Annotated in this window: 20 protein-coding genes; 11 read left to right on the top strand and 9 right to left on the bottom strand. The window is 67.6% G+C overall.

Annotated features, from left to right (window positions below):
* Positions 1-101 precede the first annotated feature (101 nt).
* Entirely contained in the window at positions 102-401 is a 300-nt protein-coding gene (locus VM780_RS05435) for a hypothetical protein (protein WP_325445911.1), read from the bottom strand.
* 251 nt (positions 402-652) lie between these two features.
* Here VM780_RS05435 and VM780_RS05430 point away from each other — a divergent pair, with 251 nt between their 5' ends.
* From VM780_RS05430 to VM780_RS05410, 5 genes are all read left to right on the top strand, one after another.
* Positions 653-1,453 (top strand): transporter substrate-binding domain-containing protein, encoded by an 801-nt coding sequence (locus VM780_RS05430; RefSeq protein ID WP_325445909.1) that lies wholly within the window; start codon positions 653-655, stop codon positions 1,451-1,453.
* A gap of 90 nt (positions 1,454-1,543) precedes the next feature.
* Positions 1,544-2,302, top strand: a complete 759-nt coding sequence (locus VM780_RS05425; protein ID WP_325445907.1) for an amino acid ABC transporter permease — start codon at positions 1,544-1,546, stop codon at positions 2,300-2,302.
* On the top strand, positions 2,299-3,189 hold the full coding sequence (locus VM780_RS05420; protein ID WP_414652793.1) for an amino acid ABC transporter permease: 891 nt from the start codon (positions 2,299-2,301) through the stop codon (positions 3,187-3,189). Before VM780_RS05425 ends, VM780_RS05420 begins: the two co-directional genes overlap by 4 nt.
* A 21-nt stretch (positions 3,190-3,210) precedes the next feature.
* Positions 3,211-3,987: an amino acid ABC transporter ATP-binding protein gene (locus VM780_RS05415; protein WP_325445905.1), complete on the top strand. Its 777-nt coding sequence runs from the start codon at positions 3,211-3,213 to the stop codon at positions 3,985-3,987.
* A 54-nt stretch (positions 3,988-4,041) separates the two neighbouring features.
* On the top strand, positions 4,042-4,539 hold the full coding sequence (locus tag VM780_RS05410) for a hypothetical protein (protein ID WP_325445903.1): 498 nt from the start codon (positions 4,042-4,044) through the stop codon (positions 4,537-4,539).
* Here VM780_RS05410 and VM780_RS05405 read toward each other — a convergent pair.
* Together VM780_RS05405 and VM780_RS05400 are read right to left on the bottom strand one after the other, a co-directional pair.
* Positions 4,529-7,993 (bottom strand): AAA family ATPase, encoded by a 3,465-nt coding sequence (locus VM780_RS05405; protein ID WP_325445901.1) that lies wholly within the window; start codon positions 7,991-7,993, stop codon positions 4,529-4,531. The two genes, VM780_RS05410 and VM780_RS05405, sit on opposite strands and share 11 nt — an antisense overlap.
* Before the next feature lie 3 nt (positions 7,994-7,996).
* Positions 7,997-9,235 carry a DNA repair exonuclease gene (locus tag VM780_RS05400; protein WP_325445899.1) on the bottom strand — a complete coding sequence of 413 codons (1,239 nt, stop codon included), beginning with the start codon at positions 9,233-9,235 and terminating at the stop codon, positions 7,997-7,999.
* A gap of 193 nt (positions 9,236-9,428) precedes the next feature.
* On the opposite strand from VM780_RS05400, the gene VM780_RS05395 reads away from it, so the two are divergent.
* From VM780_RS05395 to VM780_RS05385, 3 genes are all read left to right on the top strand, one after another.
* On the top strand, positions 9,429-9,863 hold the full coding sequence (locus VM780_RS05395; protein WP_325445897.1) for a PaaI family thioesterase: 435 nt from the start codon (positions 9,429-9,431) through the stop codon (positions 9,861-9,863).
* A 95-nt stretch (positions 9,864-9,958) separates the two neighbouring features.
* Positions 9,959-10,408, top strand: coding sequence for an Rrf2 family transcriptional regulator (locus VM780_RS05390; RefSeq protein WP_325445895.1), 450 nt, complete (start codon positions 9,959-9,961; stop codon positions 10,406-10,408).
* 37 nt (positions 10,409-10,445) lie between these two features.
* Positions 10,446-11,219 carry a Crp/Fnr family transcriptional regulator gene (locus VM780_RS05385; protein ID WP_325445893.1) on the top strand — a complete coding sequence of 258 codons (774 nt, stop codon included), beginning with the start codon at positions 10,446-10,448 and terminating at the stop codon, positions 11,217-11,219.
* On the opposite strand, the gene VM780_RS05380 is transcribed toward VM780_RS05385, so the two are convergent.
* Both VM780_RS05380 and VM780_RS05375 read right to left on the bottom strand, forming a co-directional pair.
* Complete coding sequence (locus VM780_RS05380) at positions 11,171-12,994, bottom strand: ABC transporter ATP-binding protein (RefSeq protein ID WP_325445891.1); 1,824 nt, start codon at positions 12,992-12,994, stop codon at positions 11,171-11,173. The genes VM780_RS05385 and VM780_RS05380 overlap by 49 nt on opposite strands.
* Complete coding sequence (locus VM780_RS05375; protein WP_325445889.1) at positions 12,991-14,154, bottom strand: beta-glucosidase; 1,164 nt, start codon at positions 14,152-14,154, stop codon at positions 12,991-12,993. The genes VM780_RS05380 and VM780_RS05375 overlap by 4 nt, the downstream gene beginning before the upstream one ends.
* Positions 14,155-14,395: 241 nt before the next feature.
* Here VM780_RS05375 and VM780_RS05370 point away from each other — a divergent pair, with 241 nt between their 5' ends.
* Positions 14,396-15,607: a glycosyltransferase family 1 protein gene (locus VM780_RS05370; protein WP_325445887.1), complete on the top strand. Its 1,212-nt coding sequence runs from the start codon at positions 14,396-14,398 to the stop codon at positions 15,605-15,607.
* Positions 15,600-16,778, top strand: coding sequence for a UDP-galactopyranose mutase (glf, locus tag VM780_RS05365; protein ID WP_325445885.1), 1,179 nt, complete (start codon positions 15,600-15,602; stop codon positions 16,776-16,778). The genes VM780_RS05370 and glf overlap by 8 nt, the downstream gene beginning before the upstream one ends.
* 91 nt (positions 16,779-16,869) lie before the next feature.
* Here the strand turns inward: glf and VM780_RS05360 are convergent, their stop codons facing one another.
* From VM780_RS05360 to dnaG, 4 genes are all read right to left on the bottom strand, one after another.
* Positions 16,870-17,475: a YceI family protein gene (locus VM780_RS05360; RefSeq protein WP_325445883.1), complete on the bottom strand. Its 606-nt coding sequence runs from the start codon at positions 17,473-17,475 to the stop codon at positions 16,870-16,872.
* A 124-nt stretch (positions 17,476-17,599) separates the two neighbouring features.
* On the bottom strand, positions 17,600-17,851 hold the full coding sequence (locus tag VM780_RS05355) for a hypothetical protein (protein WP_325445881.1): 252 nt from the start codon (positions 17,849-17,851) through the stop codon (positions 17,600-17,602).
* 30 nt (positions 17,852-17,881) lie between these two features.
* Positions 17,882-19,867, bottom strand: a complete 1,986-nt coding sequence (gene rpoD / locus VM780_RS05350; RefSeq protein ID WP_325445879.1) for an RNA polymerase sigma factor RpoD — start codon at positions 19,865-19,867, stop codon at positions 17,882-17,884.
* Between the two features lie 189 nt (positions 19,868-20,056).
* Complete coding sequence (gene dnaG, locus VM780_RS05345; RefSeq protein WP_325445877.1) at positions 20,057-21,961, bottom strand: DNA primase; 1,905 nt, start codon at positions 21,959-21,961, stop codon at positions 20,057-20,059.
* Between the two features lie 132 nt (positions 21,962-22,093).
* On the opposite strand from dnaG, the gene VM780_RS05340 reads away from it, so the two are divergent.
* Positions 22,094-22,465, top strand: coding sequence for a hypothetical protein (locus tag VM780_RS05340; protein ID WP_325445875.1), 372 nt, complete (start codon positions 22,094-22,096; stop codon positions 22,463-22,465).
* Positions 22,466-22,563 lie beyond the last annotated feature (98 nt).

The raw sequence follows: 22,563 nt of genomic DNA, 5'->3' as shown, positions 1-22,563 counted from the left end.
GGAGCGTCAACGATGGGAGCGGCCGGCGCTGTAGTCGGCCAAACGGCTTCAGGCGGAGCCACAAAGACCCCGCCTGAACTGATGAAGGAGTTGTCGACCGATCATTCGCAGACGCGGACGCGACGGTAGAACGGATAGCCGGCGGCGTCGTAGAGCCGGCGGCGCTCGACCCAGCAGCTGCGCTCATAGACGACCTCGCGTTCGGAAGCCGCGCTCGCCGCGAGCGCGCCGAGCAGCAGACCGCCTCCGAAGCCGGCCGCAGCGTAGCCGCCGCCGTAATAGCCGTGGTGATGGTGATGATAGCCGCCGGCGGAGGCGGCGGTCGGCGCCGCGAGGGCGAGGACGGAGGCGGCGAAGACGCCGGCCGCGAAGTTGCGGGTCCTGGTCGAGATCGAGATCATGGCGGTCACCCTGAGCTGAAGGTTGAAGGCTGCGGAGCGCAGCCCCGATGCAGCTTGGTCGCAGCCGCCCTCCGGCCGGTTCGAAGCGGGTTCGGATTTTTTTGCGAAAGTGAGACGCCTTCGATGAAGGCAGGCCGCATTCATGGGCGCCGGCTGCTGGCTGCCGCTTGACGCTGCGCCATCTTTGGTGAGGCTAAGAACCAAAGGCGGTTGCGCTCCGCGCCAGACGCCGCTCCGGAGGGATGTGTCAAATGAAGAAGCTGATCATCGGCTCGATCGCCCTGCTCCTCGCAGGAGCAGCGCCCGCCTCGGCGGACGTCATGGAGCAGGTCAAGCAGCGCGGGACGCTCGTGGTCGGCGTGAAGGCCGACTACAAGCCGTTCGGCTTCCGTGACCCCTCGGGCACGGTGGTCGGAATCGAGCCGGATCTCGCCGCGGACGTCGCAAAGCGCCTCGGCGTCAAGCTGGAGCTCGTGCCGGTCGTCGCCTCGAACCGGATCGAGTTCCTCAATCAGGGCAAGATCGACCTGCTAATCGCGACGATGTCGGACAAGCCCGAGCGCCGCAAAAGCGTGCTGGCCGTCGATCCGCAGTACTATTCGGACTCCGTCAACGTGCTGATGAACCAGAAGGCGAAGTACGCCAAATGGGAGGATCTGAAGGGCAAGACGCTGTGCGCGACCTCAGGCTCGTTCTACAACAAGGACGTCGCCGAGAAATATGGCGTTCAGATCAAGGCGTTCGACGGGTCGGACAAGCCTCTGTTCGCTCTGAAGCAGGGCGAGTGCATCGGCTACCTGTATGACCAGACTTTCGTGCAGGGAAAACTTCTCGACGACGAGTGGAAGTCCGGCTTCTATATGCCATTGCCCGGCATCCTTGAGACGCCGTGGATCATGGCCGTCAAGAACGGCGAGGACGCCTTCCAGAAGTTCCTGAGCGAGACGACCCTCGACTGGTTCAAGAAGGGCACCGTGATCGACGAGGAGAAGAAGTGGGGCATCCAGCCCACCGACTACTCCCAGCGCATGCACGACAAGTACAAGGGCTGAGCCTGAGCGGCGCGCCGGCGGCTTCGCCAGGCGCGCCTTTGGCCGGTCGCAGCCGGTCCGGAAGCTTCACCTTGGCGGGCGCGAGGGTCGATGGAAGCGTTGGCGGAATGGGCGCGAAGCCTCTATGAGACCACCGGCATAAATCTCAGCTTCATCTACGATTCCTGGGACCGCGCGCGGTTCTTCTCCGGCCTCGGGATGACGATCTACCTCAGCGTCGTCAGCGTCATTCTCAGCCTCATCATCGGCGCGATCGGCGCCTGGGCGCAAAGTTCCCCGCTCGCGCCGCTGCGCTGGCTGGTCAACGGCTTCGTCACGCTGTTCCGCAACACGCCGCCGCTGGTCCAGATCCTGTTCTTCTATTTCGGCCTGAGCCCGCTCCTGCCGCGGGTCGAGGACGCAGACGGGATGATGCAGCCGCTGCTGAGTTCGGTTCAGTGGGCGATCATCGCGCTGTCGCTGTTCGCCGGCGCCTTCAACATCGAGATCTTCCGCTCCGGCATCGAGGCCGTGCCGAACTCGACCAAGGAAGCGGCGGAGGCGCTCGGCTACACCCGGCTCGGGGTCTATCGGCACATCGTCCTGCCGCTCGCGCTCAGGGTCTGCCTCCCGGCGCTGAACAACAATCTCGTCAACCTGCTCAAGGTCACGTCGCTCGCCTACGCGATCGCGGTCCCCGAGCTGCTCTACGTCAGCAAGCAGATCTGGACCGACCGCCAGAACGTGCCGGAGATGATGATCACCCTGCTGGTCGTCTACGTTCTTCTGGTCGGCGTCCTGGTCTGGGCGATGCACCGGTGGGAGCGTTCGCTGGCCATCCCGGGCTATGGACAGGGGGGCGGACAATGAGCGTGGGGTACGAGGCGCCGTTCCGTCCGATGGCGGTGCTGCTGCCGCCCCGCCCCCGTGAGCCCCAGCCGCTGCCTCGCGTCACCATGCGGCACGCGATCTTGTTCGTGACCGCCGTGCTGCTCGTCGCCACGGTCGCCCACGCGCAGGCGCCGGACGCCCCCGCCGCGGCGCCCGCGCATGAGGCGCTGACGCAGGAGCCGGCGACCGCGCTGACCGTGATCATCAAGTGGCTGCCCCTGCTGATGAAGGGCTTCCTCTTCAACATCCTGATCTCGGTGCTGGCCATGGGGCTGGGCACGATCGCCGGGCTGATGCTCGGCCTGGCGCAGATCAGCCAGAACCGCCTGCTCCGTCAGTTCGCCTGGGTGGTCACCCAGTTCTTTCGGAACGCGCCGTGGCTCGTGCTGCTGTTCTTCGCGATGTTCATGATCCCGTTCCAGTTCAATGTGTTCGGCTACATCATTCCGTTCCCGGATTGGGTGAAGGCGATCATCGGCTTCGGCCTGCCGGTGATGGCGAACGTGGCCGAGTTGCTGCGCGGCGCGATCCGGTCGATCCCGAACGGCCAGTGGGAGGCTGCGGAATCGCTCGCTTTCTCGCGCAACAAGACGCTGTGGATGATCATCCTGCCGCAATGCGTCAAGCGGATGTTGCCGCCCTGGATGAACCTCTATTCGCTGATCACGATGGCGACCGTGATGGCCAACCTCGTCGGCGTCTCGGAGATGCTGACGCTGACGGCGGAGGTCCACGCGGCCGAGGGCGGCCGGCCGGAGTTGCTCGCGCCGCTCTACGGCTTCGCGATGCTGTGCTTCTTCGTCTACTGCTGGCCGATCGGCAGGGCCACCCAGTATCTCGAGCGCCGCTTCCACGTGAAGACCTGAGCCAGGCAAAGGAGATCGGTCTTGAAAGCTGCCATCGGCGAACCCGCCGCTTCTCCCTGGACCCCGGATCAGCCGATCGTCAGCATCCGGTCGGTGCGGAAGTCGTTCGGAGCGCTCGAGGTGTTGAAGGACGTCTCGCTCGACGTCAGCAAGGGCGAGGTGATCTGCATCATCGGGCCGTCAGGATCGGGCAAGTCGACCCTGATCCGGTGCATCAACGCGCTGGTGCCGATCGACCAGGGCTCGATCCTGGTGGAGAACCAGGAGGTGAACGACCCTGCGCTGGACAAGCTGAAGCTGCGCCGAAAGGTCGGCATGGTGTTCCAGCAGTACAATCTGTTTCCGCACAAGACCGCGCTCCAGAACGTCATGATGGCGCCCATTCAGGTGCTCAAGCAGAACAAGGCGGAGGTGGAGGAACGGGCCCGCGCCCTCCTGGCCAAGGTGCGGCTGACGGGCAAGGAGAACAGCTATCCGGGAGAACTTTCCGGAGGCCAGCAGCAGCGCGTCGCAATCGCCCGCTCGCTCGCGATGCGGCCTGACGTCATGTTGTTCGACGAGGTGACGGCCGCGCTCGACCCCGAAACTGTCAAGGAAGTGCTCGTCACGATCCGCGAACTCGCCGAAGAGGGGATGACGTGCATCCTCGTCACCCACGAGATGAAGTTCGCCCGCGAAGTGGCCGACCACATCTACTTCACCGACAGGGGCGTCATCGTCGAGCACGGGCCGCCTGAAGAGTTCTTCGCCGAGGCCAAGGATGAGCGGACACGGGCCTTCCTGGGGCAGATCCTCTGAGCTGAGCGACGCAACCCTGCTCCATCCGCCTGCCTTGCGTTCGAAGCGCCCGAAGTGATCGGGTTGCTGAAACATCTCGCGTCCGTTCCGCTCGCCGCGTTCCTGCTGGTCTACGATGCGGTCGAGGCGCTGTTTCGGCGGCTCGTCCTGCCGGCGATCGCGGCGCTCGCCAAGGCGCCGGTCTTCGTCCGGCTGGGGCGCGCGATCGCGGCGCTGCCGCCCTACGCCATCCTCGTCCTGCTGCTCGCGCCGTTCGCTGCGATCGAGCCGTTCAAATACATCGGGCTGTACTGGTTGGCGGAAGGCCGACTCGCGCTCGGGGTCGTGACGACCGTCGCCGCCCATTTCGCCAGCATCCTGATCTGCGAGCGGATCTTTCACGTGGGCCGCTCGAAGCTGCTGACCATCGGCTGGTTTGCGCGCGGCTACTTCTTCCTGACCGGCCTGCGCGACGAGGCGCTGGCCTGGATCCGCGCGACGTGGGTGTGGCGGGCGAGCGGGGCGCTGCTGCGACGGGTGCGGAACCGCCTGCGCCTGCTCATCAGGGGGTGAGCTGCGCGAACTCGACCACGTCCACGGCGTCCCCGAGAGCGGAGCGGGCGATGTCCACCACCGCCTGGTGATGCGTGAACAGGATCGGCTGAACCTTGCCGCCGATGGCGGCCAGCGCCCTGACGCCGTGCGCCGTGCGGGCGTCGTCGAAGCTCGCGAACAAATCGTCTCCGATGAACGGAGCGGGTTCTGCCCGTTCGGCGTAATCCTCCAGATAGGCGAGGCGCAGCGCCAGGTAGAACTGATCCCGCGTGCCCTCGCTAAGGCCTGAGACCGGACATGTCTCACCGGAGGGCCGCAGCGCCACGAGCCGCTGAGCGTCGTCCTCGTACCGCTCCGAAATGCCGGCGAAGGCGCCGCCGGTGAGCGCCCGGAACAGCGCCGAAGCGCGTTCGAGCGTCGGGCTTCGCTCTGCGAGCCGCGCGCGCTCCATCGCGGCGCCGAGCATCAGAGACGCGATCCTCAACACGGCCCATTCGCGCGCAGTGGCGGCGAGCGCGGCTCCGGCAGCCCTCTGCTGGGCGGCCGCCGCCTCCGCCGCCGCCCCGCCGAGCGCGTCGCGCCGTCCGCGCTCCGCGGCGAGCTCCGCATAGACCTGTCGGTCCTCCGCCTCGAGCCGCGCCTCTTCCGCTTTCGCCGCCTCGACCATGGCGGGCGCGGCGTCGGGATCGAAGCCGTCGAGCTCGGCCCTCAGGACGTCCTCCTCGGCTCGCTCGCCCACGAGCGCCAGTTGCGCGCGACGTTCGGCCAAGGTCTTCTTGAGCCCCTCCCGCGTCTCCACGCTGGCGAGGAGCGCCCGCAGATCGGCGTCCTCGGGCAAGCCTGCGGCCGCTGCCGCCACCGCTTTGCGGGCCTCTTCGGTCTTCAGGCGCGCCTCGGCGTCGGCGCGACGGGCCTCGTCCCGCCGACGGGACGCTTCGGCGTGGCGCGCATGCGCCGCCCTCGCCGCCGTCAGCCGCTCGTGCAGTCTCCGCGCCGCCGCATCCGGCGCAAGATCGGCCAGGTCGGTCGCAATGGAGGCCACCAGGGCCGAAACGCGCGCGGAAAACGCCTCGGCGTCGCGCACGATGCCGCGGATGCGCTGACGCCTGTTGTCACGCTCGTCGATCAGCGCAGGCGCCTCGTCCCAGGCTGCGAGCGACGCGGCGGCGGCGGCGAGCGACGCGTCAGGCGCAAGACCGACCGATTGGAGAGCGGCTTCCCAACGCTGCCGCCGCGACATCGCCTCGGCCTCCGCTGCGCGCTCCTGGGCGGCCAGAACGGCGATGCGGCGCTCGAGCTCGGCGACCGCCGCGGCCCTCTCCGCCGCCTCATGCCAGCGCCCGGTGAGCGTCGCCAGGCGCGCGCCGAGCCGGGCCGCGAGCGCGCGCGCGTCGCCGCGTTCGCAATCCTCAAGCCCCGCCTGCCGGCAGATCGCGGAAAGCTCGGGCAGCAAGCCGGCCGCCGCCTCGTCCAGAACCGCGATCTCGGCCAGCCGGCGAAGGTTCTGGTCGCGTCGCGCGAGCAGCGCGGCCACATCCTTGCGCCAGCCCTCCATTTCCGCCGGCGAAGCGGGGGCAACGCCGCTCGCTCGCCACGCCTCGCGCCACGCGCCCTCGGTGGCCTCCGCGGCCGCGCCGAGCTCGGCGAGGCGCGCCTCGCCGTTTTCGAGCGCCCGCGCGAGATCGGCGCGGCGCCTGGCGAGTTCGGCCGCTCGCGCGGCCCGGGCGGCGTCCGCCGCGGCGCGGTCGGAAAGGCGGTCGGCCTCGGCCGTCTTCCGCTCAAATGAAGCCACGCTGGGGAGAAGCGTCGCGGAATCCAGCTGAGCGAGGCCGAGCACATGCTCGCGAAGCGGCTCCCACGCCGCCTGCCGCGCGTCACGCGCCTCGCGGATCGCATCAGGAGACGCGATCGGCCCATCGGCCGCGAGCGCCCCAAGCTCGGCGTCGACCAGCGCCCTTTGAGCCCGCGCGGCCTCGGCGAGCTCCCACGCGCGACCTTCCGCGGCGGCGAGCTTTTCGATCTCGCCCCGGAAGCGCGCGATCGTCTCGAGCGCCGGCAGCGGCCGGGCCGCGAGCGCGTCGAGATCGTCCACCGCCGGCGACAGCCGGGCGGCCGCGTCGCGCAACGCTCCCGCCTCCCCGGCGGCCTCGGCTGCGCGTTCGTCACGCCGATCAAGCTCCCTCAATCGGCCTTCGAGCGCGCCAAAGGCCTCACGCAGCGGGCGCGGATCGACAGCCTCGCCGCCTGCGTCCTGCTCCTTCAGCGCCCGCAGCCGCTCGCGCTCGGACGCGATCGCAGCCGCCCGGTCGGCGGCGGCGCGAGCGAACTCACGTCCTTCATCGATCAGCGCCCTCAGATCGGCGCGCGCGGCGTCGGTCGGACGCGTGGTCCCGATCTCCGCAACGCCGAGACGCGCCGCCAGTCGCACCAGCGCGGCGTCGCGTTCATCCGCCTCGCGCTGAACGCGCGGCAGATCGATCTGCAGCGTCCGGTACGCTCCGGAATCGCGGAACACCGCCTCGATTTCCTCCGCGGCGGCGATCAGGTTCGGATCGAATGCGATCTCGGCGACGTCCGCCTCGGCCCGCTTCAGCGCCTCCCCGGCGCGCGTCGCCTGCGCCTCGGCGGCGTCGGCTGCGTCGAGCGCGCGCCTGAGCGCGTCCGCCGCCCCCAGCGGCAGTTCCGGCGCCGCGCCGGCCTCGTCGAGCGCCCGCCGCGCTTCATCCACCGCGGCGGCGGCGCGATGGGCGCGGCCCAGCCGTTCGAGGCGTGCACGATCCGTCCTCAGCGCCTTGAGCTTTGCGTCAAGGGCGGCGTGACGCGCCTCCAGCCCCTCGATGCTTTCGTTGATCCGCTTCCAGGCGGACGCGCCAAGCTCATGTGTCGCGACATCCCGGCGCGCCGCCTCGTAACGCCGAAACTCTTCGTTGAAGCGCCGGGTGGAGGCCTGCGGACGGAAGAGCGCGTCAGCCTCCGCCTCCAGCGCCTTGCGCTGATCCTCGACGCCACGCAATCCGGACGCGGCGACGAACAGGCTCGCGCCGCTCTCGCCATCCGCCGACAGCAGATCGTCGGCGCCCTCACGAAGCGCGGCGGCGCTCAGGCCAAAGGCTCGCTCGAACACGTCGCGCGTGAGCGAGCCGAGATGGCCAGCGAGCAGATCGTCGCGCAGCGGCGCGTCGTCAGGTCCGATCAGCGTCGCTCGGTTCCCCTTGCGACGGCGGAAGCGAAGCTCCCGGCCGCCGGCGTCGGCGATCGTCGCCCCGAGGCGCAGGTCGCTTGTGGCGTACCGAAACGCGAAATCCGTCCTCTGGCCGAACCCGAACAGCAGATCGGACACGGCGGCGAGCGCCGAGGTCTTACCGGCCTCGTTGGGCCCGTAGACCACATGCAGCGCGGCTTCCGGCCGGAAGACGAGCGAGCGGCCTTCAAAGGCGCCGTATCTCTCCAGATCGAGCCGTCGGAGGCGCACGCCTCAGTGTCCGAGCCGACCGAGGACCAGCTCGCGCGCCTCGTTCACGAGTTCAGGAAGCTCTTCGGCCAGCGCCGCCTCATCCACGAAGACGCCTCCGGGCAGTTTGGCCGCGATGACGCCGATCGTCTCTGCGGCGCGCTCGAGCAGTTCAGGCTCTGCGTCGAGACCCTCGAGCAACGCCATCAGGTCGAGCGATTTCATCTCCGGCGCCGTGCGGGCCCCGCGTTGAAGCGGAGCTGTCTCGAGCTTCGTCTTCTCGATCCAGACGCTCGGAGACACCCGGTGCGCGGCCGCCTGTATCTCGTCGGCCATACGGCGCGGATCGCGGGCGAAGCCGCCGTGCAGCCGAGTTTCCCCTGCAAGCGTGATCCGGAGCGCCAGCGGCCGCCCATCCGCTTCGGCGACGACCGGCCGGATGGCGCTCTCGACGGCTGCGAGGGCGGCGTGCTCGTTCTCCGCTCCGGAGACATCCACCGTCGTGACCGCCCAACGCGCGCGGTCCGTGAGCAGACGCTCGATGCCGATGATGCGATTGTCCGCGACCTCGACCAGCACGGCGCCCTTGGGACCGCACTCGCGCACGCTGCGGCCCTGCAGATTGCCGGGAAATACGACCCAGGGCTCTCGAGAAAGCACTGCGTGCTCGTGCACATGGCCGAGCGCCCAGTAGTCATAACCCTTGCGGCAGAGCTCATCGAGCGTGCACGGCGCATAGCGCGCATGGGCCGACGAGCCCTCACAGCAGGTGTGCAGCACGCCGATATTGAACCAGCCGGCGACCGGCGCCGGGTAGGCGGAGGAGAGATTGTCCAGCGCCGAACGCGCCGCGAAGCTCTGGCCGTGCAGCGCCACACGCAGGCTCTCGAGCCGGAACGTCTCGGGCCTTCTGGACCCGAACTCGCGCACGCTCTCAGGAAGCGAAATGCTCTTCGTCACCACGCTCTCCGCGTCGTGGTTGCCCTTGAGCAGGAAGACCGGCACGCCGGCGCGATCGAGTTTCGCGAGCTGGCGGTTGAAGAACAGCCCGATCGACGCGTCTTTCCATTCGCCGTCATAGACGTCGCCGGCGATCACCGCGAAGTCGACGCGGGCCTCGATAGACCGGTCGACAAGGTCGGCGAACGCGTCCCGGCTCGCCGCCGCGAACAGGGCGGCCACCTCCGCATCCGCCCTGGCGAGGCCAGCAAGCGGACTGCCGAGGTGGAGGTCGGCCGCGTGCAGAAAGCGAAACGAAGTCATGAGGTCTCCGGTCGCCGACCATGGCGGGTCGCGCCCCGATTCGCCAATGCCGGTGGATGCGGGGGCTCAGAACGAGCGCCGGATCGCGTAACGGCCAGGGTCAGCCGCCGCCTGTCGCGCTCGACTCGCGGTTGACGCGCGGCGCGAGATGCGGCCTCACCGTCGTCAGCGATCCTTCCGTCAGCGAGGCCCCATGACCGACCAGACCCGCGCCGCGCCCGACGGCTGGACCCGCTTCGAGGATGAAGGGTTCATCGATCTGGTGGGGCCGCTCTACGAACGACGCGATCCGTCCTCGCCTCGCGCCTTCGGTTTCCTGGCGGGGCAGAAGCACGCCAACCTGATCGGCGTCGTCCAGGGAGGCATGTTGATGACGCTCGCCGACCGAGCGCTCGGGGTGGCGGCGTGGGAAGCCGCCGGCGGACGGCCTTGCGTGACCGTTCAGTTCGACATGCAGTTTCTGACCGCGGCCCCGCTCGGCGCCTTCATCTTCGTCGAGCCCGAGGTGCTGCGTCTCACCTCTTCGATGGTCTTCCTGCGCGGCACGCTGCGGGCCGGGCGCCGCACTGTGGCGGCCGCGACGGGCGTCTGGAAGATCCTGAGGCCGCGCCCAAAACGCGGCGCCTGACGGGCCGCGTCACGGCCGCTGCCGGCCACACCTCCGCAATTCTATTGTTTGCCTGGAAGCTACGGCTTATCTCCTCGCGTCCGCGAGGCGCCAAAATGCTGACGAAGAAAGCCAAATACGGTCTCAAGGCGATGGTCGATCTGGCGCGGCTGGATGCGGGCCGCTCCAGCTTCGTGGCCGACGTCGCCGAGCGGAACGGCATCCCGAAGAAGTTCCTGGACGCCATCCTCGGCGAGTTGCGCAACGCCGGAATGCTCACCAGCAAGAAAGGCAAGGCCGGCGGCTACATGCTGGCGCGACCGCCCGAGCAGATCACGGTCGGAGCCATCGTTCGCGCGCTGGACGGGCCGCTTGCTCCGATCGCCTGCGCCAGCCGCAGCGCCTATGTGCCGTGCGATGATTGCCGCGACATACGAACCTGTCAGGTGCGCCTGCTGATGGTCGAGGTCCGTAACTCGATATCGGACGTGCTCGACAGGCAGACCCTCGCGGAGCTGCGGGACATCGGCGACACGGACATGGCGTCGTTCGTCTATCAGATCTAAGCTCAGGCCTGTGGAACTGGTCGGCCCGGGAGCTTCGGTGGATCGCGCCACGCCGCGGATGTCGATCTCAGCGCGATTGCATCGGCTGTTGTCGGAGGCGACCCTGGAAGGCGTCTCCCTGACCAGCCCGGCCATGCGGACTTCCGAGTGGAAACGCGGCCAGTTGCTCCACCGCGCCGGCGACGCCGTCGCCGAGTTGCATTTCGTGACCGAAGGGCTGGTGGCGATCCTGGGGCGGGCGCGCGGCGGCGCCGCCGAGGCAGGGCTGGTCGGGCCGGGCGGCGTGGTCGGCTATCAGGCGATGTTCGGCGCGGCGGAAACGCGGGCGGACGCCGTCGCGCTCACCTCGGTGATCGCCATGAGCGCCCCGCGAAACGCGGTTCTGCAAGGGCTGCAGCGATCCGCAACCTTGCGCCGCGAGCTCTTCGACTATGCCGCGCAGCGGATCGCCGAGACCGAACAACTCTGCGTCTGCGCCTCGCTTCACTCGATCGAGCAGCGGCTCGCGCGTTGGCTGCTTCAAGCTGCGGCGCTGCTGGGGCCGCGCCCCGTGGAGATGACGCATCAGCAGTTCGCGTCCATCTTCGGCGTGCGGCGGGCGAGCGTGACCACGAGCCTTCATCTCCTTGAGGGCGAGATGGCGATCCGATGCCTGCGGGGGCGGATTGAAATCCGCGACCTTCCGCGGCTCGAGGCGCTGTCCTGCGGGTGTGAAGCCGCGCAGCTCTCTGCGGCAGCCGGCGCGCGCCGGCCGCAGCCCCCTCAGACGGCCTGCTCGAGCGCCTCGTCGACTGACAGCCCGCGCGACTGAAGACGCCACATCCTGGCGAAAACGCCCTGCGCCGCCAGGAGATCGTCGATCCCGCCGTCCTCGACCACGCGTCCCTCATTGAGCACGACGATCCGGTCGAACTCCGACAGCGTCGACAGGCGATGAGCGACGGCTATGACCGTCCGGCCGCGGGTCAGACGGTCGAGCGCGCGCTGGACCTCGATCTCGGCTTCGGTGTCGAGAGCCGAGGTCGCCTCGTCGAGCACCACGATCGGCGCGTTCTTCAGGATCGCCCGCGCGATCCCGATGCGCTGTCGCTGGCCGCCGGAAAGCTTGGCGCCGCGCTCGCCCACCAAGGTGTCGTAGCCGTCCGACAGATCATCGATGAAGCCGCACTGCGCCGCCGCCGCAGCCTCGTACACCTCCTGATCCGTCGCTTCCGGCCGGCCGAACCGGATGTTCTCCATAACGGTGCGGTGGAACAGCGAGATCTCTTGCGGAACGACCGCGATGGCGTAACGGAGCGACTCCTGCGTCAGCTCCGCCGTCGACTGGCCGTCGATCAGCACGCGCCCGTGCTGCACGTCATGGAGCCGCTGCACCAGATGGATCAGCGTCGACTTGCCCGCGCCCGAGGGCCCAACGACGCCGACCTTCTGGCCGGCCGGGATTTCGAGCGAGAAGTTCTTCAACACAGGCTTGCCGACGCCATAGTCGAAGGTCACGTTCTCGAACCTCACGGCGCCGCCCTTTCGCTGGAAGGGCCGTGCGTTCGGAGCGTCGACGACCTCGTGCGGCTTGCCGATCACCCGCAAGGTCTCGCCGACATAGCTCAGATGCTGCTCCATATCGACGAGCGCCATCGCGAGATCGCGCGAGCCGTGCAGGATGCGGAACACCAGCGTGCTGACCACCACCACGTCGCCGCCGGTGACGCTTCCTCGCGTCCAGAGCGAAACCGCCCAGATCAGCATCGATCCAGCCATCACCCACAGCAGCGCGTCGTGCATCACGCGCACCTTCTCGGTGAACATCCAGCTCGTCTGCTGAGCTCTCGCCTCGCCGTCAAACGTCGCGCGCAATCGCGCCCGCTCGCGCGCATTCGCCGCGAACGCCTTGACGGCCCAGATGTTGGAGATGACGTCGATCAGTTCGCCGCCGACGGTTCCGGCCTGCTCGGCGTAGCGCCGATGCAGGGGCCTGCCTTTGACGCTGAAGGCGATGAGACCGCCCGTTATGCCGATCACGGCGACCGTCAGCGCGACGGCCATGCCGATATTGATCGTGAAGAAGATCAGCAGCGCGCCGAAAAAGCTGACGATCGGCGGCATCACGTTCCAGGTCAGCTTGTTCACGAACTGCCCGAAATCGCCCGCCGTCGAGGTGATCCGGTGACCGAGCCCCCCGGCGCGTTCTTCCTGGAAGAACCGCATCGGATGTCCGGCGACGTAGTCGAGCAGGTCGAGCCTTATGTCGACCCCGACGCCCACTGTCGTGCGACAGCCGAGCCAACCGCTGACGCGCCACAGGATGCTTTCGATCGCTGTGAGGCCGATGAAGAAGGCGAGCGCGTACCAGACCGCCGGATTGCCCTGTGCGGGCTTCTCCATCGCGTCGACGAGAAGCTTCATCCCGTATTGCGACGCGATCATGCAGCAGGACGCGAGGGTCACCACGGTCATCAGGCTGATGAAATGGCCCGGCCACCGCTTGCAGTACCGCCACAAAAAGGCGATCGGGCTGCGCAGCGCCGACGCCAGCGGCGCGTCTTCGGTGCGCCGCTCCGGCGCGTAAGCGAGACCTGCGGCGCTCACGAGGCGGCGCGCCAATCGGATGTCGCGCCTGGGCCCGCCCCCGGCGCCTGCTCGAACCTCACCTGCTGGCGTTCAAGCTCCTCGGCGAGCGGCCGATAGACGGCGCGGCGGCCGTTCTCATCGGCGGCGCCGAAAAGCCCGACGGCGCAGAGGCGGTCGTTTTCCCATCCCGGATAATCGATGATGGGGTAGAGGCACAGGCCCTCGACGGGCACGCCGGCCTCACGCGCCGCCGCCACCTCGCCCGCCACGTAGTTGAGCCAGGCCGGGCGCGCCGAATGCTCGGCGCCTGTCTCGGAAACGATCACCGGCCGTCCATAGCGGTGGTGCGTCTCGGCCAGCATCTCGTGAAACGGCTTATAGTCATGATGACCCATCGGGATCGCTCCGCCGCCGAGCACCCATTGATTGTCCGGGTAGAAGTTGAGACCGACGATATCGAGCTTATCCGGCGATCCGCCAAGCTCGGGGGCGACCCGTCCGATCAGCATGTCGTGCGCCTCGAATTGCGAGAGCCGGTAGTTCTCGGCGGCCGCGTGGTCGTCAGCCCGGTGCGAAGCGGGAAAAACATTGATCGACGGCTCCGCACAGATGAAACGCGCCCTCGGCTCAACTTCACGGACGGCGTCGATCGCAGCGATCGTCGCCCGCACCAGTTGACGCTTGAGCTCGGCTCCCCGCCGGCGGACCGTCGGATTGAACCGCGCCATGTCGCCGCCGGCCCAAGCCCAGAATGAAATCTCATTGACCGGGCAAAAATAAGGAACGTCGTCGCTCTGGTCGCAGAGAAACCGCGTCGCGGCCTTGGCGAAGCGGGCGAAGCGCTCCGGGAAGGCGGCCGACCAGATGTCGAGCTTGTCCGGGTAGCCGTAATGGCAGAGATCCCAGATCACTTGGACGCCCGCCTTCGCGGCGGCCTGCGCCATGGGAGCGACGCTCGACCAGTCGTAGAAGCCGGGGGAAAGCTCGATCCTGTGCCACCGCATGCCATCGCGCGCAGCGCGCATCCCGTGCGCGGCGAGTAGCGCATAGTCGGACCGCACATGGACGTCGTGGCCGGTCGACGCGAGCAGATCGAGCCTGCGACCGTCAGCGCGCTTCTGCGCGGCGCATTCGAAGCCGGCGAGAAAGAAGCTTCGCAGCGCCGCTGTGGGCGGCAACGCTGATCCGGTCAAAGGCTACTCCCGAAGCGCGCGCGCTCACGCGGCGGTTAATCACTCGCCCGGTTTGGGGATTCAAACAGGACAGTCGAGGCTTTGGTACGGCGCCGTACCAAACGGCCTTGTATCGGAACACCTGGGGCGATCAACAGTTGGGGAACCGACGAAGTGCGGCGCATCACGGACGGAACCGCGCCGCTGCCGGCCTCCGGACTGTCGCCTCATATCAGCGGGAGAGAATATGCGAACGACGGCCGACTACGCCAAAAGCGTGGGACCCGAAGAACTTCCGACAATCGAAAACGCCACCGTCGTCTGCTTCTCCCATCTCAGATGGGATTTCGTCTACCAGCGTCCGCAACATCTGCTCAGTCGCCTTGCCCGCCGCCATGAGGTCCTGTTCATCGAAGAGCCCGTCTTCGAGGACGTGTCCGAGCCTGTCATGCGCCTCAGCCCCCGCGAGGACGGCGTCCGCGTCGGCGTGCCGGTGCTTCCGCATGGGCTGACCGAGAGCGGCAAGATCCTCGCGCAACGGCAACTGGTGGACCAGCAACTCGCATCGCTGCCCGCCGGCCCCCGCATCCTCTGGTACTACACGCCGATGGCGCTGCTGTTCAGCCGCCATCTCGACGCCGACGTGGTCGTGTTCGACAACATGGACCAGCTTTCGGCGTTCAAGGGCGCGCCTCCGGAACTGGTGGCCTTGGAGGACGAGATGCTGGCCCGCGCCAACGTCGTGTTCACGGGCGGGCATAGCCTCTACGAGGCGAAGAAACACCGGCACCACAACATCCACGCCTTCCCGAGCAGCATCGACGCCGTCCATTTCGGCCGCGGCCGGGCTGCCGACAGGAAGGAGCCGGAGGATCAGGCTACGATCCCGGGCCCGCGTGTCGGCTTCTTTGGCGTGGTCGATGAGCGCATGGATCTCGACCTCGTGCGCGAGCTTGCGGACACGCGGCCGAACTGGTCGTTCGTGATGATCGGGCCGGTGGTCAAGATCGACACCGCGGACCTCCCCCGCAGGTCGAACATCCACTGGCTCGGCGGGCGCGACTATAAAAGCCTGCCGGACTACATCGGTGGGTGGGACGTCGGCTTCATGCCGTTCGCCATGAACGAATCCACGCAGTTCATCAGCCCGACCAAGACCCCTGAATTCCTGGCCGCCGGCGTGCCGGTGGTCTCAACCCCGATTGTCGACGTGGTCCGGTCATACGGTCACGAAAAACACGTCGCGATCGCCGCGGACGCCGCTGCGTTCGTGGAAGCAGCCGAAGAGCTGATGGCGATGGACAGGGCGGACTGGCTCCAGCGTGTCGATCAGAAGCTCGCGGAGTCGTCCTGGGATCAGACGTTCGGAAAGATCTACGAACTCGTCGCGGCGGCCGCTCGGGGCGGCCGCCTGGATCACGAAGGGGCGCACCTGAGAAAGGATACCTTCCGTGTATGATTGGCTGATCGTCGGAGCCGGCTTCGCCGGCAGCGTGCTTGCCGAACGCATCGCCTCGCAGCGCGACCAGTCCGTGCTGATCATCGACCGGCGTCCGCACATCGCCGGAAACGCCTACGATCGGTACGACGATGCGGGCGTGCTGATGCACCAGTACGGTCCACATATCTTCCACACCAATTCGGATGCGATCGTCGATCATCTGTCGCAGTTCACGGAGTGGCGGCCCTACGAGCACCGGGTGCTGGCGCGCATTGACGACAAGCTGGTGCCGATCCCGATCAACCGGACGACCATCAACGCCCTTTATGGACTTGAGCTGCGGACGGACGAGGAGGCGGAAGCCTTTCTCGCCTCGCGTGCGGAGCCGGTCGAGGAGATCCGGACCTCCGAAGACGTGGTGGTCAGCAAAGTCGGCCGCGAGCTTTACGAGAAGTTCTTCCGCGGCTACACGCGCAAGCAGTGGGGGCTGGATCCTTCGGAGCTCGACAAGTCAGTGACGGCGCGCGTGCCGACGCGCACCAATGAGGATGACCGCTACTTCACTGACACGCATCAGATCATGCCGAAGCACGGCTATACGCGCATGTTCGAGAAGATGCTGTCACATCCGAACATCAAGATCATGCTGAACGCGGACTACCGCGAAATCCGCGACGTGGTTCCGCACCGCCGGCTGATCTACACGGGCCCGATCGACGAGTTTTTTGACTTCCGCTACGGCAAGCTGCCCTACCGGTCGCTGCGCTTCGAGCACAGGACGCTGGAGCAGGAGCAGTTCCAGGAGACCGGGACCGTCAATTACCCGATGAGCGAGGACTACACTCGGATCAGCGAATACAAGCATCTGACCGGGCAGAAGCACCACGCCACGACCATCACCTATGAATATCCGTCGGCGAAGGGGGATCCCTACTACCCGATCCCGCGGGCGGAGAACCAGGCGCTTTACAAGAAGTACCAAGCGCTTGCGATGGAGACTGAGAACGTCCACTTCGTCGGACGGCTGGCGACCTATCGGTACTACAACATGGATCAGGTGGTCGGTCAGGCTCTCGCGGAGTTCCGGCGGATCCAGGAAGCGGTGCCGCTCTGGACCGCGCCGGTGAACGGCAAGAGCCATCATACCGACGGCGAATTGGTCATCCCCGCCGGCCGCGCATTGAACTGAACGACCCGGCAGGACTTCCGACGACAAACGGCGCCCCGCGGGGCGCCGTTTGCATTTCCGGAGTTTCCCGGCTTCGGCTCGGCCGCGAGGCCTACTTCTCGAACGCGCCGGCGATCGTGAGGTCCACCTCATCGGAGACCACCGGGGCGAAGGCGCCGAGGCCGAAATCACTGCGCTTCACCTTGCCCGTCGCCGAGAAGCCGATCGTCTCGGCCTTGTTCATCGGGTTCACGCCCGCGCCGTGGAAGACGGCCTGCAGCGTCACGGGCTTGGTCACGCCGTGAAGCGTGAGGTCGCCGACGATCGTCGCCTTTTCGCCGGAGACCTCGATCGAGGTTGACTGGAAGGTCGCGATCGGATGCTTGGCGACGTCCAGGAACTCGGGCGTCGCGAGATGCTTGGCGAACTTGTCCGAGGTGACGGTGAGCCCCGACATCGGGACCTCGACCTCGAGCTTCGCCTTGGCGGGCTCCTTCGGATCGACCGTCAGGCTGCCGGTGATCTGTCCGAACATGCCGGTCAGGATCGAGAAGCCCATGTGGTCGACCGACCAGACGACCTGAGTGTGGTTTGGATCGGCCTTGTAGGCGCCGGGCTGCACCTTCGAGACGTCCGCCGAGCCGGGGACCTGCTGCGCCACGGCGGGCGCGGCGGCGGCGACGAGCGCGATGGCGAGGGCTGAGAGAAGCTGTCTCATGTTTGTTGGATTCCGACATTGAGCGCGGCAGGCTCTTGTCGCGCATCCCACGGCCTGCGTGAAGCCGCTCACGCTCAACCCCGTTGAGCGGAGTGACTGCGGCGCGCAGAACCGCCGGGCGCCCTTATAGTTTCCGGGCGTAGTTCGCGCGGACGTGCTGGTTGACGTAGGTGGCGAGGCCCTCGCCCGCCGCCGCGAGCCGCGTCATGGCCGCGACGTGCTCCGGCCCCGGCGCGGTCGCGTCGTAGCGATAACCGCCGCCGTCCCTGAACCAGAGGTCGATGAAGCCGTCGCCCGTCGCATAGGCCACGACGCCGGAGGCGCCGCTGCGGTCGCCGTAGCGGCTGCGCCGGGGATGAGGCGAGCGTCCGGCCACCGGAGCGTGTCCGAAGCCGGGCGGCCGCTCTCAGTTGTCGAGGAAGCTGCGGAGCTTCCGCGAGCGGCTCGGGTGCTTGAGCTTGCGGAGCGCCTTGGCCTCGATCTGGCGGATGCGTTCGCGCGTCACCGAGAACTGCTGGCCGACCTCCTCAAGGGTGTGGTCGGTGTTCATGCCGATGCCGAAGCGCATGCGCAGCACGCGCTCTTCGCGCGGCGTGAGCGAAGCCAGCACGCGCGTGGTCGTCTCGCGCAGGTTGGACTGGATCGCCGCGTCGATCGGCAGGATCGCGTTCTTGTCCTCGATAAAGTCGCCGAGGTGAGAATCCTCCTCGTCGCCGATCGGGGTTTCGAGGGAGATCGGCTCCTTCGCGATCTTCAGGACCTTGCGGACCTTCTCGAGCGGCATGGCGAGCTTCTCGGCGAGCTCCTCCGGGGTCGGCTCGCGGCCGATCTCGTGCAGCATCTGCCGGCTCGTGCGGACGATCTTGTTGATCGTCTCGATCATGTGGACCGGGATGCGGATCGTGCGCGCCTGGTCCGCGATCGAGCGGGTGATCGCCTGCCGGATCCACCACGTCGCGTAGGTCGAGAACTTGTAGCCGCGTCGGTACTCGAACTTGTCGACCGCCTTCATCAGGCCGATGTTGCCCTCCTGGATCAGGTCCAGGAACTGCAGGCCGCGGTTCGTGTACTTCTTGGCGATCGAGATCACGAGGCGGAGGTTCGCCTCGACCATTTCCTTCTTCGCCTGCCGGGCCTCGCGCTCGCCCTTCTGCACCATCTGGACGATGCGGCGGAACTCCTGGATCTCCAGGCCGGTCTCGGTCGCGAGGTTATGGATGTCGCCGCGGATGTCCTTGACGAGGTCCTTCTCGGCCGCGACGAAGCCTTTCCAGCCCTTGGCTCCAAGACCCGCGACGCGACGGATCCAGTTGGGGTCGAGTTCGTAGCCCTGGTACTGCTTGAGGAAGTCCAGCCGGTCGACGCCAAAGCTCTCGGCGAGCCGCATCAGACGACCCTCGAGCGCAACGAGCCGCTTGTTGATGTCGTAAAGCTGCTCGACCAGCGCATCGATGCGGTTCTGGTTGAGCGATAGCGACTTCACGTTGACGACGATGTCGTCCTTCAGCTTCTTGTATTTACGGTCCTGCGCGGGCGAGAGGGTGCGGTTCTGCAGCCGGTTCTCGACGTTCTGGTCCTGCAGACGGCGCAGCTTCTTGTAATCGTCGGCGATGGCGTCGAAGGTCGCCACGACCTTCGGCTTCAGCTCGGTCTCCATCGCGGAGAGCGAGACGTTATTCTCCATGTCGTCATCGTCGATGTCGCCGTCGGTCGGCGCAGCGCCCTCGGCCGTCTCGGTCTCTTCGCTCTCGCCCTCGGTCTGGGTCGCGTCGGCGCGCGCCTCGGGGCCGGCGTAGGTCGCCTCGAGATCAATGATCTCGCGGAGCAGAATCTTGCCTTCGTTGAGTTCGTCGCGCCAGATGATGATCGCCTGGAAGGTCAGCGGGCTCTCGCACAGCCCGGCGATCATCGCCTCGCGGCCGGCCTCGATCCGCTTGGCGATGGCGATCTCGCCTTCGCGCGACAGCAGCTCGACCGATCCCATCTCGCGCAGGTACATGCGCACGGGATCATCGGTGCGATCGGTAGGCTCAGCCTTCTGAGTGACCGCGACAGCGGACGACCGGGGGCTGCTCTCGACAAGCTCGCCGCCTTCGGGCTCGTCGTCGTCGGACGCACCCTCCTCGCGCTCGGTCTTGTCGTCCGCCTCCTCAGAATCCACCACATTGATGCCCATCTCATTGAGCATCGCCATGATGTCTTCGATCTGGTCGGCCGTGTTCTGGTCCGACGGCAGAACGTCGTTCAGCTCGTCATTGGTCACATAGCCGCGCTTCTTCGCGGCTTTGATCATGCGCCGGACGGCCTGATCGTTGAGGTCGAGCAGAGGACCGGCTTCGGTCTCCGGAGCGCTCGTCTCGGTTTCGTCCTTCGCCTGCAGTTTGGTCGCCATTCATCCGATCTCCGCGCCAGGCCGCGCCGCCCGGCCACGCAATAACCGCCCCCGGCGTCCCGGCGGCGGCGAATCAGTGTCGCTTAAAAGGTAAAGCAGAGCAGCCTTACGCCCACTTTAACCCTAGAGGAACCTCGCCATAAACCACGGCCCGCCATGTGACGAGTCCCGCGACGGCGACTCCGCCAGTCACATCGGCCGCACCGCGCGACCTGAAGCGCCGCCAAAGCCGTCGATCGAGGCCTCGGAGCCTTCCGCCGTGGAAAGCTGGCGCTGAATCTCCACGATGCGGCGGAAATTAGCGTCCGTGAACTCGCGCCCGAATTCCTGCTCCGCCTCGCGGAGCTCTCTATGTAACGCCCGGACCTTGTTATGCAAGGCGGCCGCGTGACGCCACGCCAGGCCGACATCCGCCGGGTCGGCTTCGCCGCCGACCCACCAGTCGCCAGGCAGAAGGGCGGAGCGCGCCCGCTCCAGCAAAGGTCCGAGGCCGGCCGCCTCGAGTTCCAAGACGATCGCGTCGCGCTCCAGCGCGCCATGCGCATAGGCGTCCAGGACCGCGGTTCGCAGCTTCGCAAGCTCGCGGCTCGTGAGCTCCAGCTCCGCGAAGGCCTCCGCCAGATGGTCGAGCAGCGCCGGGTGGTTCGCGATCGCAAGCACGAGAGCGACCTCGCGGGACTGGAGCCGTCCCGACGCGCCTGTCATCGCCGAGCTCTTGCGCAGCCCCGCGGAGGCCGCGAGCGGCGCGGGCGCCTCGCGCCAGGCGCGGTCCGCCCTGCCGCGACGCCCCTGCGGCCTCGGCGCCTGCCGGCGTTGCGGAGCCGCTGAACGACCGAACCGCGCCAGCCGGTCCTCGATCGCGGCGCGGTAGTGACGCCGCACGGTCTCGTCCCGGATCACGCCCAGCGCCTCATGGAGGCGCTGCTCGAAGGCGGCGGCGCGCTCCGGCGTATCGGTTGGCCCCGCATCGAGCTCGCGCGCCCACAGCACGTCGACCAGCGGAGCCGCAGCCGACAGCGCCGCGTCCACGGCTTCCCGCCCTTCGGCGCGCACCAGATCGTCGGGGTCCTGCCCCTCCGGCAGGAAAGCGAAGCGCAGCGACCGTCCCGGCTGCAGCAGCGGCAGCGCGGTCTCGACCGCCCGGAAGCCCGCGCGCCGGCCTGCTTTGTCGCCGTCGAAGCACAGGATCGGCTCAGGCGCCATCCGCCACAGCAGCTCGATCTGCTCAGGCGTAAGCGCGGTGCCGAGGGGCGCGACCACATGCTCGACGCCTGCGGCGGCCAGCGCGATGACGTCGATGTAGCCCTCGACCGCGACGACGGCTCCCGCCTTGTGGGCGGCCGCGCGGGCGCGGTGATGGTTGTAGAGTGTCGCGCCCTTGTGAAACAGCGGCGTCTCGGGCGAGTTCAGGTATTTGGCGGGCGCGTCGGCCTGCATGGCGCGGCCGCCAAAGGCGATGATGCGGCCGCGAACGTCCTGGATGGGGAAGATCACCCGATCCCGGAAGCGGTCGAACGGCTCCGGCACGTCGTCGCCGGCGACGAGCAAGCCGGCCTCGACCATGTCTGCGACCGAAGCTCCCTGCTGCCGCAGGTGGCCCTTCAGCGCGCTGCGATCGTTAGGCGCATAGCCGACACGGAACAGGGTCTGCGTCTGCGGGCTCATGCCTCGGCCCGCCAGATAGCCGCGCGCCGCGGCGCCCGCCCTACCCTGCAGCTCCGCTTCGAAGAACCGGGCGGCCATCTCCATGATCTCGACGAGGCCCGCGCGACGCTCCTGCCTGCGCTCCTCCTCGGGCGTGTCCTTCGGCAGCGGCACGCCCGCCATCTCGGCAACCTGCGCCACCGCATCGGGGAACGAGAGGCCCTCGACCTCCATCAGGAACTTGAAGACGTCGCCGTGCTTGCCGGAAGAGAAGCAGTGATAGAAGCCCTTCTGATCGTTGACGAAGAAGGACGGCGTCCGCTCCTGATTGAACGGCGAGAGCCCCGCGAACTCGCGACCCTGGCGCTTCAGCTTCACACGACGGCCGACCACTTCCGAAACCGGAAGCCGCTGGCGCAGTTCGTCGAGGAAGGCTGGGCTGTAGCGCATCGCGCGGGGATCGTCCGGGGCTGACCGACCGTCCCTTATATAGCCTCGCAGCCGAGTCGCTGATCCTCTCCGTCTGCGCCCACGCTATTCACAGGAAGCGGCGCAGCCGGCGGCCCGAAAGAGAAGGCGAGCATGAACGCCACGGAGATCTACCGCCTCTACGAGCTCGGCAAGGCCTGGCGGCTCGCGCTGACGTTCGGCGTGAACGGCGCGGGACTCCTGATCCTCCGGCCCATGGCGGACGAAGTCGCGTCAGGCGGGCCGCGGCTTCTCGCAGCTTGGTCCCTCGCCCTCTGGATGATCCTCTTCACGCTGGTGATGCGCCGCGACGTCCACGGCTTCTGCAAGAAGATGGCCGAGGAGGCGGAGGCCGTCGCCGCGCGGAAGCCGCGGGTCTACGGTCCGTCCGCCCGGCGCTTCCTCACCCGCGTCACCGGGCTGATCCTTTCAGGCTGGCTGCTCGTGGCTGCGTTCGCGCTCTGGAGCTTCGCCCGGCCTGATTGACACCGCCCCCCTCTGCCTCTAGAGAACGGCCACGTCGCGCGGGGCCAAAAGCCCCGCGTCGGCGTTTTGCGCACCCGTGGTCCGGCGTTCTCGCGACG

Origin of the sequence: Hansschlegelia sp., assembly GCF_035538955.1 — a bacterium.
In the GTDB taxonomy this organism is placed as follows: Bacteria; Pseudomonadota; Alphaproteobacteria; order Rhizobiales; family Methylopilaceae; genus Methylopila.
Note: the sequence above shows the minus strand (reverse complement) of the source record. Positions and strands in the feature narration are given on the sequence as shown.

What these genes read in the sequence shown, in the direction of transcription:
- VM780_RS05395 (WP_325445897.1), top strand. Translation starts at nt 9,429, where the DNA reads ATGACCGACCAGACCCGCGCCGCGCCCGACGGCTGGACCCGCTTCGAG.
- VM780_RS05340 (WP_325445875.1), top strand. Translation starts at nt 22,094, where the DNA reads ATGAACGCCACGGAGATCTACCGCCTCTACGAGCTCGGCAAGGCCTGG.
- VM780_RS05370 (WP_325445887.1), top strand. Translation starts at nt 14,396, where the DNA reads ATGCGAACGACGGCCGACTACGCCAAAAGCGTGGGACCCGAAGAACTT.
- dnaG (WP_325445877.1), bottom strand. Translation starts at nt 21,961, where the DNA reads ATGCGCTACAGCCCAGCCTTCCTCGACGAACTGCGCCAGCGGCTTCCG.
- VM780_RS05425 (WP_325445907.1), top strand. Translation starts at nt 1,544, where the DNA reads ATGGAAGCGTTGGCGGAATGGGCGCGAAGCCTCTATGAGACCACCGGC.
- VM780_RS05400 (WP_325445899.1), bottom strand. Translation starts at nt 9,235, where the DNA reads ATGACTTCGTTTCGCTTTCTGCACGCGGCCGACCTCCACCTCGGCAGT.
- VM780_RS05435 (WP_325445911.1), bottom strand. Translation starts at nt 401, where the DNA reads ATGATCTCGATCTCGACCAGGACCCGCAACTTCGCGGCCGGCGTCTTC.
- VM780_RS05390 (WP_325445895.1), top strand. Translation starts at nt 9,959, where the DNA reads ATGCTGACGAAGAAAGCCAAATACGGTCTCAAGGCGATGGTCGATCTG.
- VM780_RS05360 (WP_325445883.1), bottom strand. Translation starts at nt 17,475, where the DNA reads ATGAGACAGCTTCTCTCAGCCCTCGCCATCGCGCTCGTCGCCGCCGCC.
- VM780_RS05420 (WP_414652793.1), top strand. Translation starts at nt 2,299, where the DNA reads ATGAGCGTGGGGTACGAGGCGCCGTTCCGTCCGATGGCGGTGCTGCTG.
- rpoD (WP_325445879.1), bottom strand. Translation starts at nt 19,867, where the DNA reads ATGGCGACCAAACTGCAGGCGAAGGACGAAACCGAGACGAGCGCTCCG.
- VM780_RS05430 (WP_325445909.1), top strand. Translation starts at nt 653, where the DNA reads ATGAAGAAGCTGATCATCGGCTCGATCGCCCTGCTCCTCGCAGGAGCA.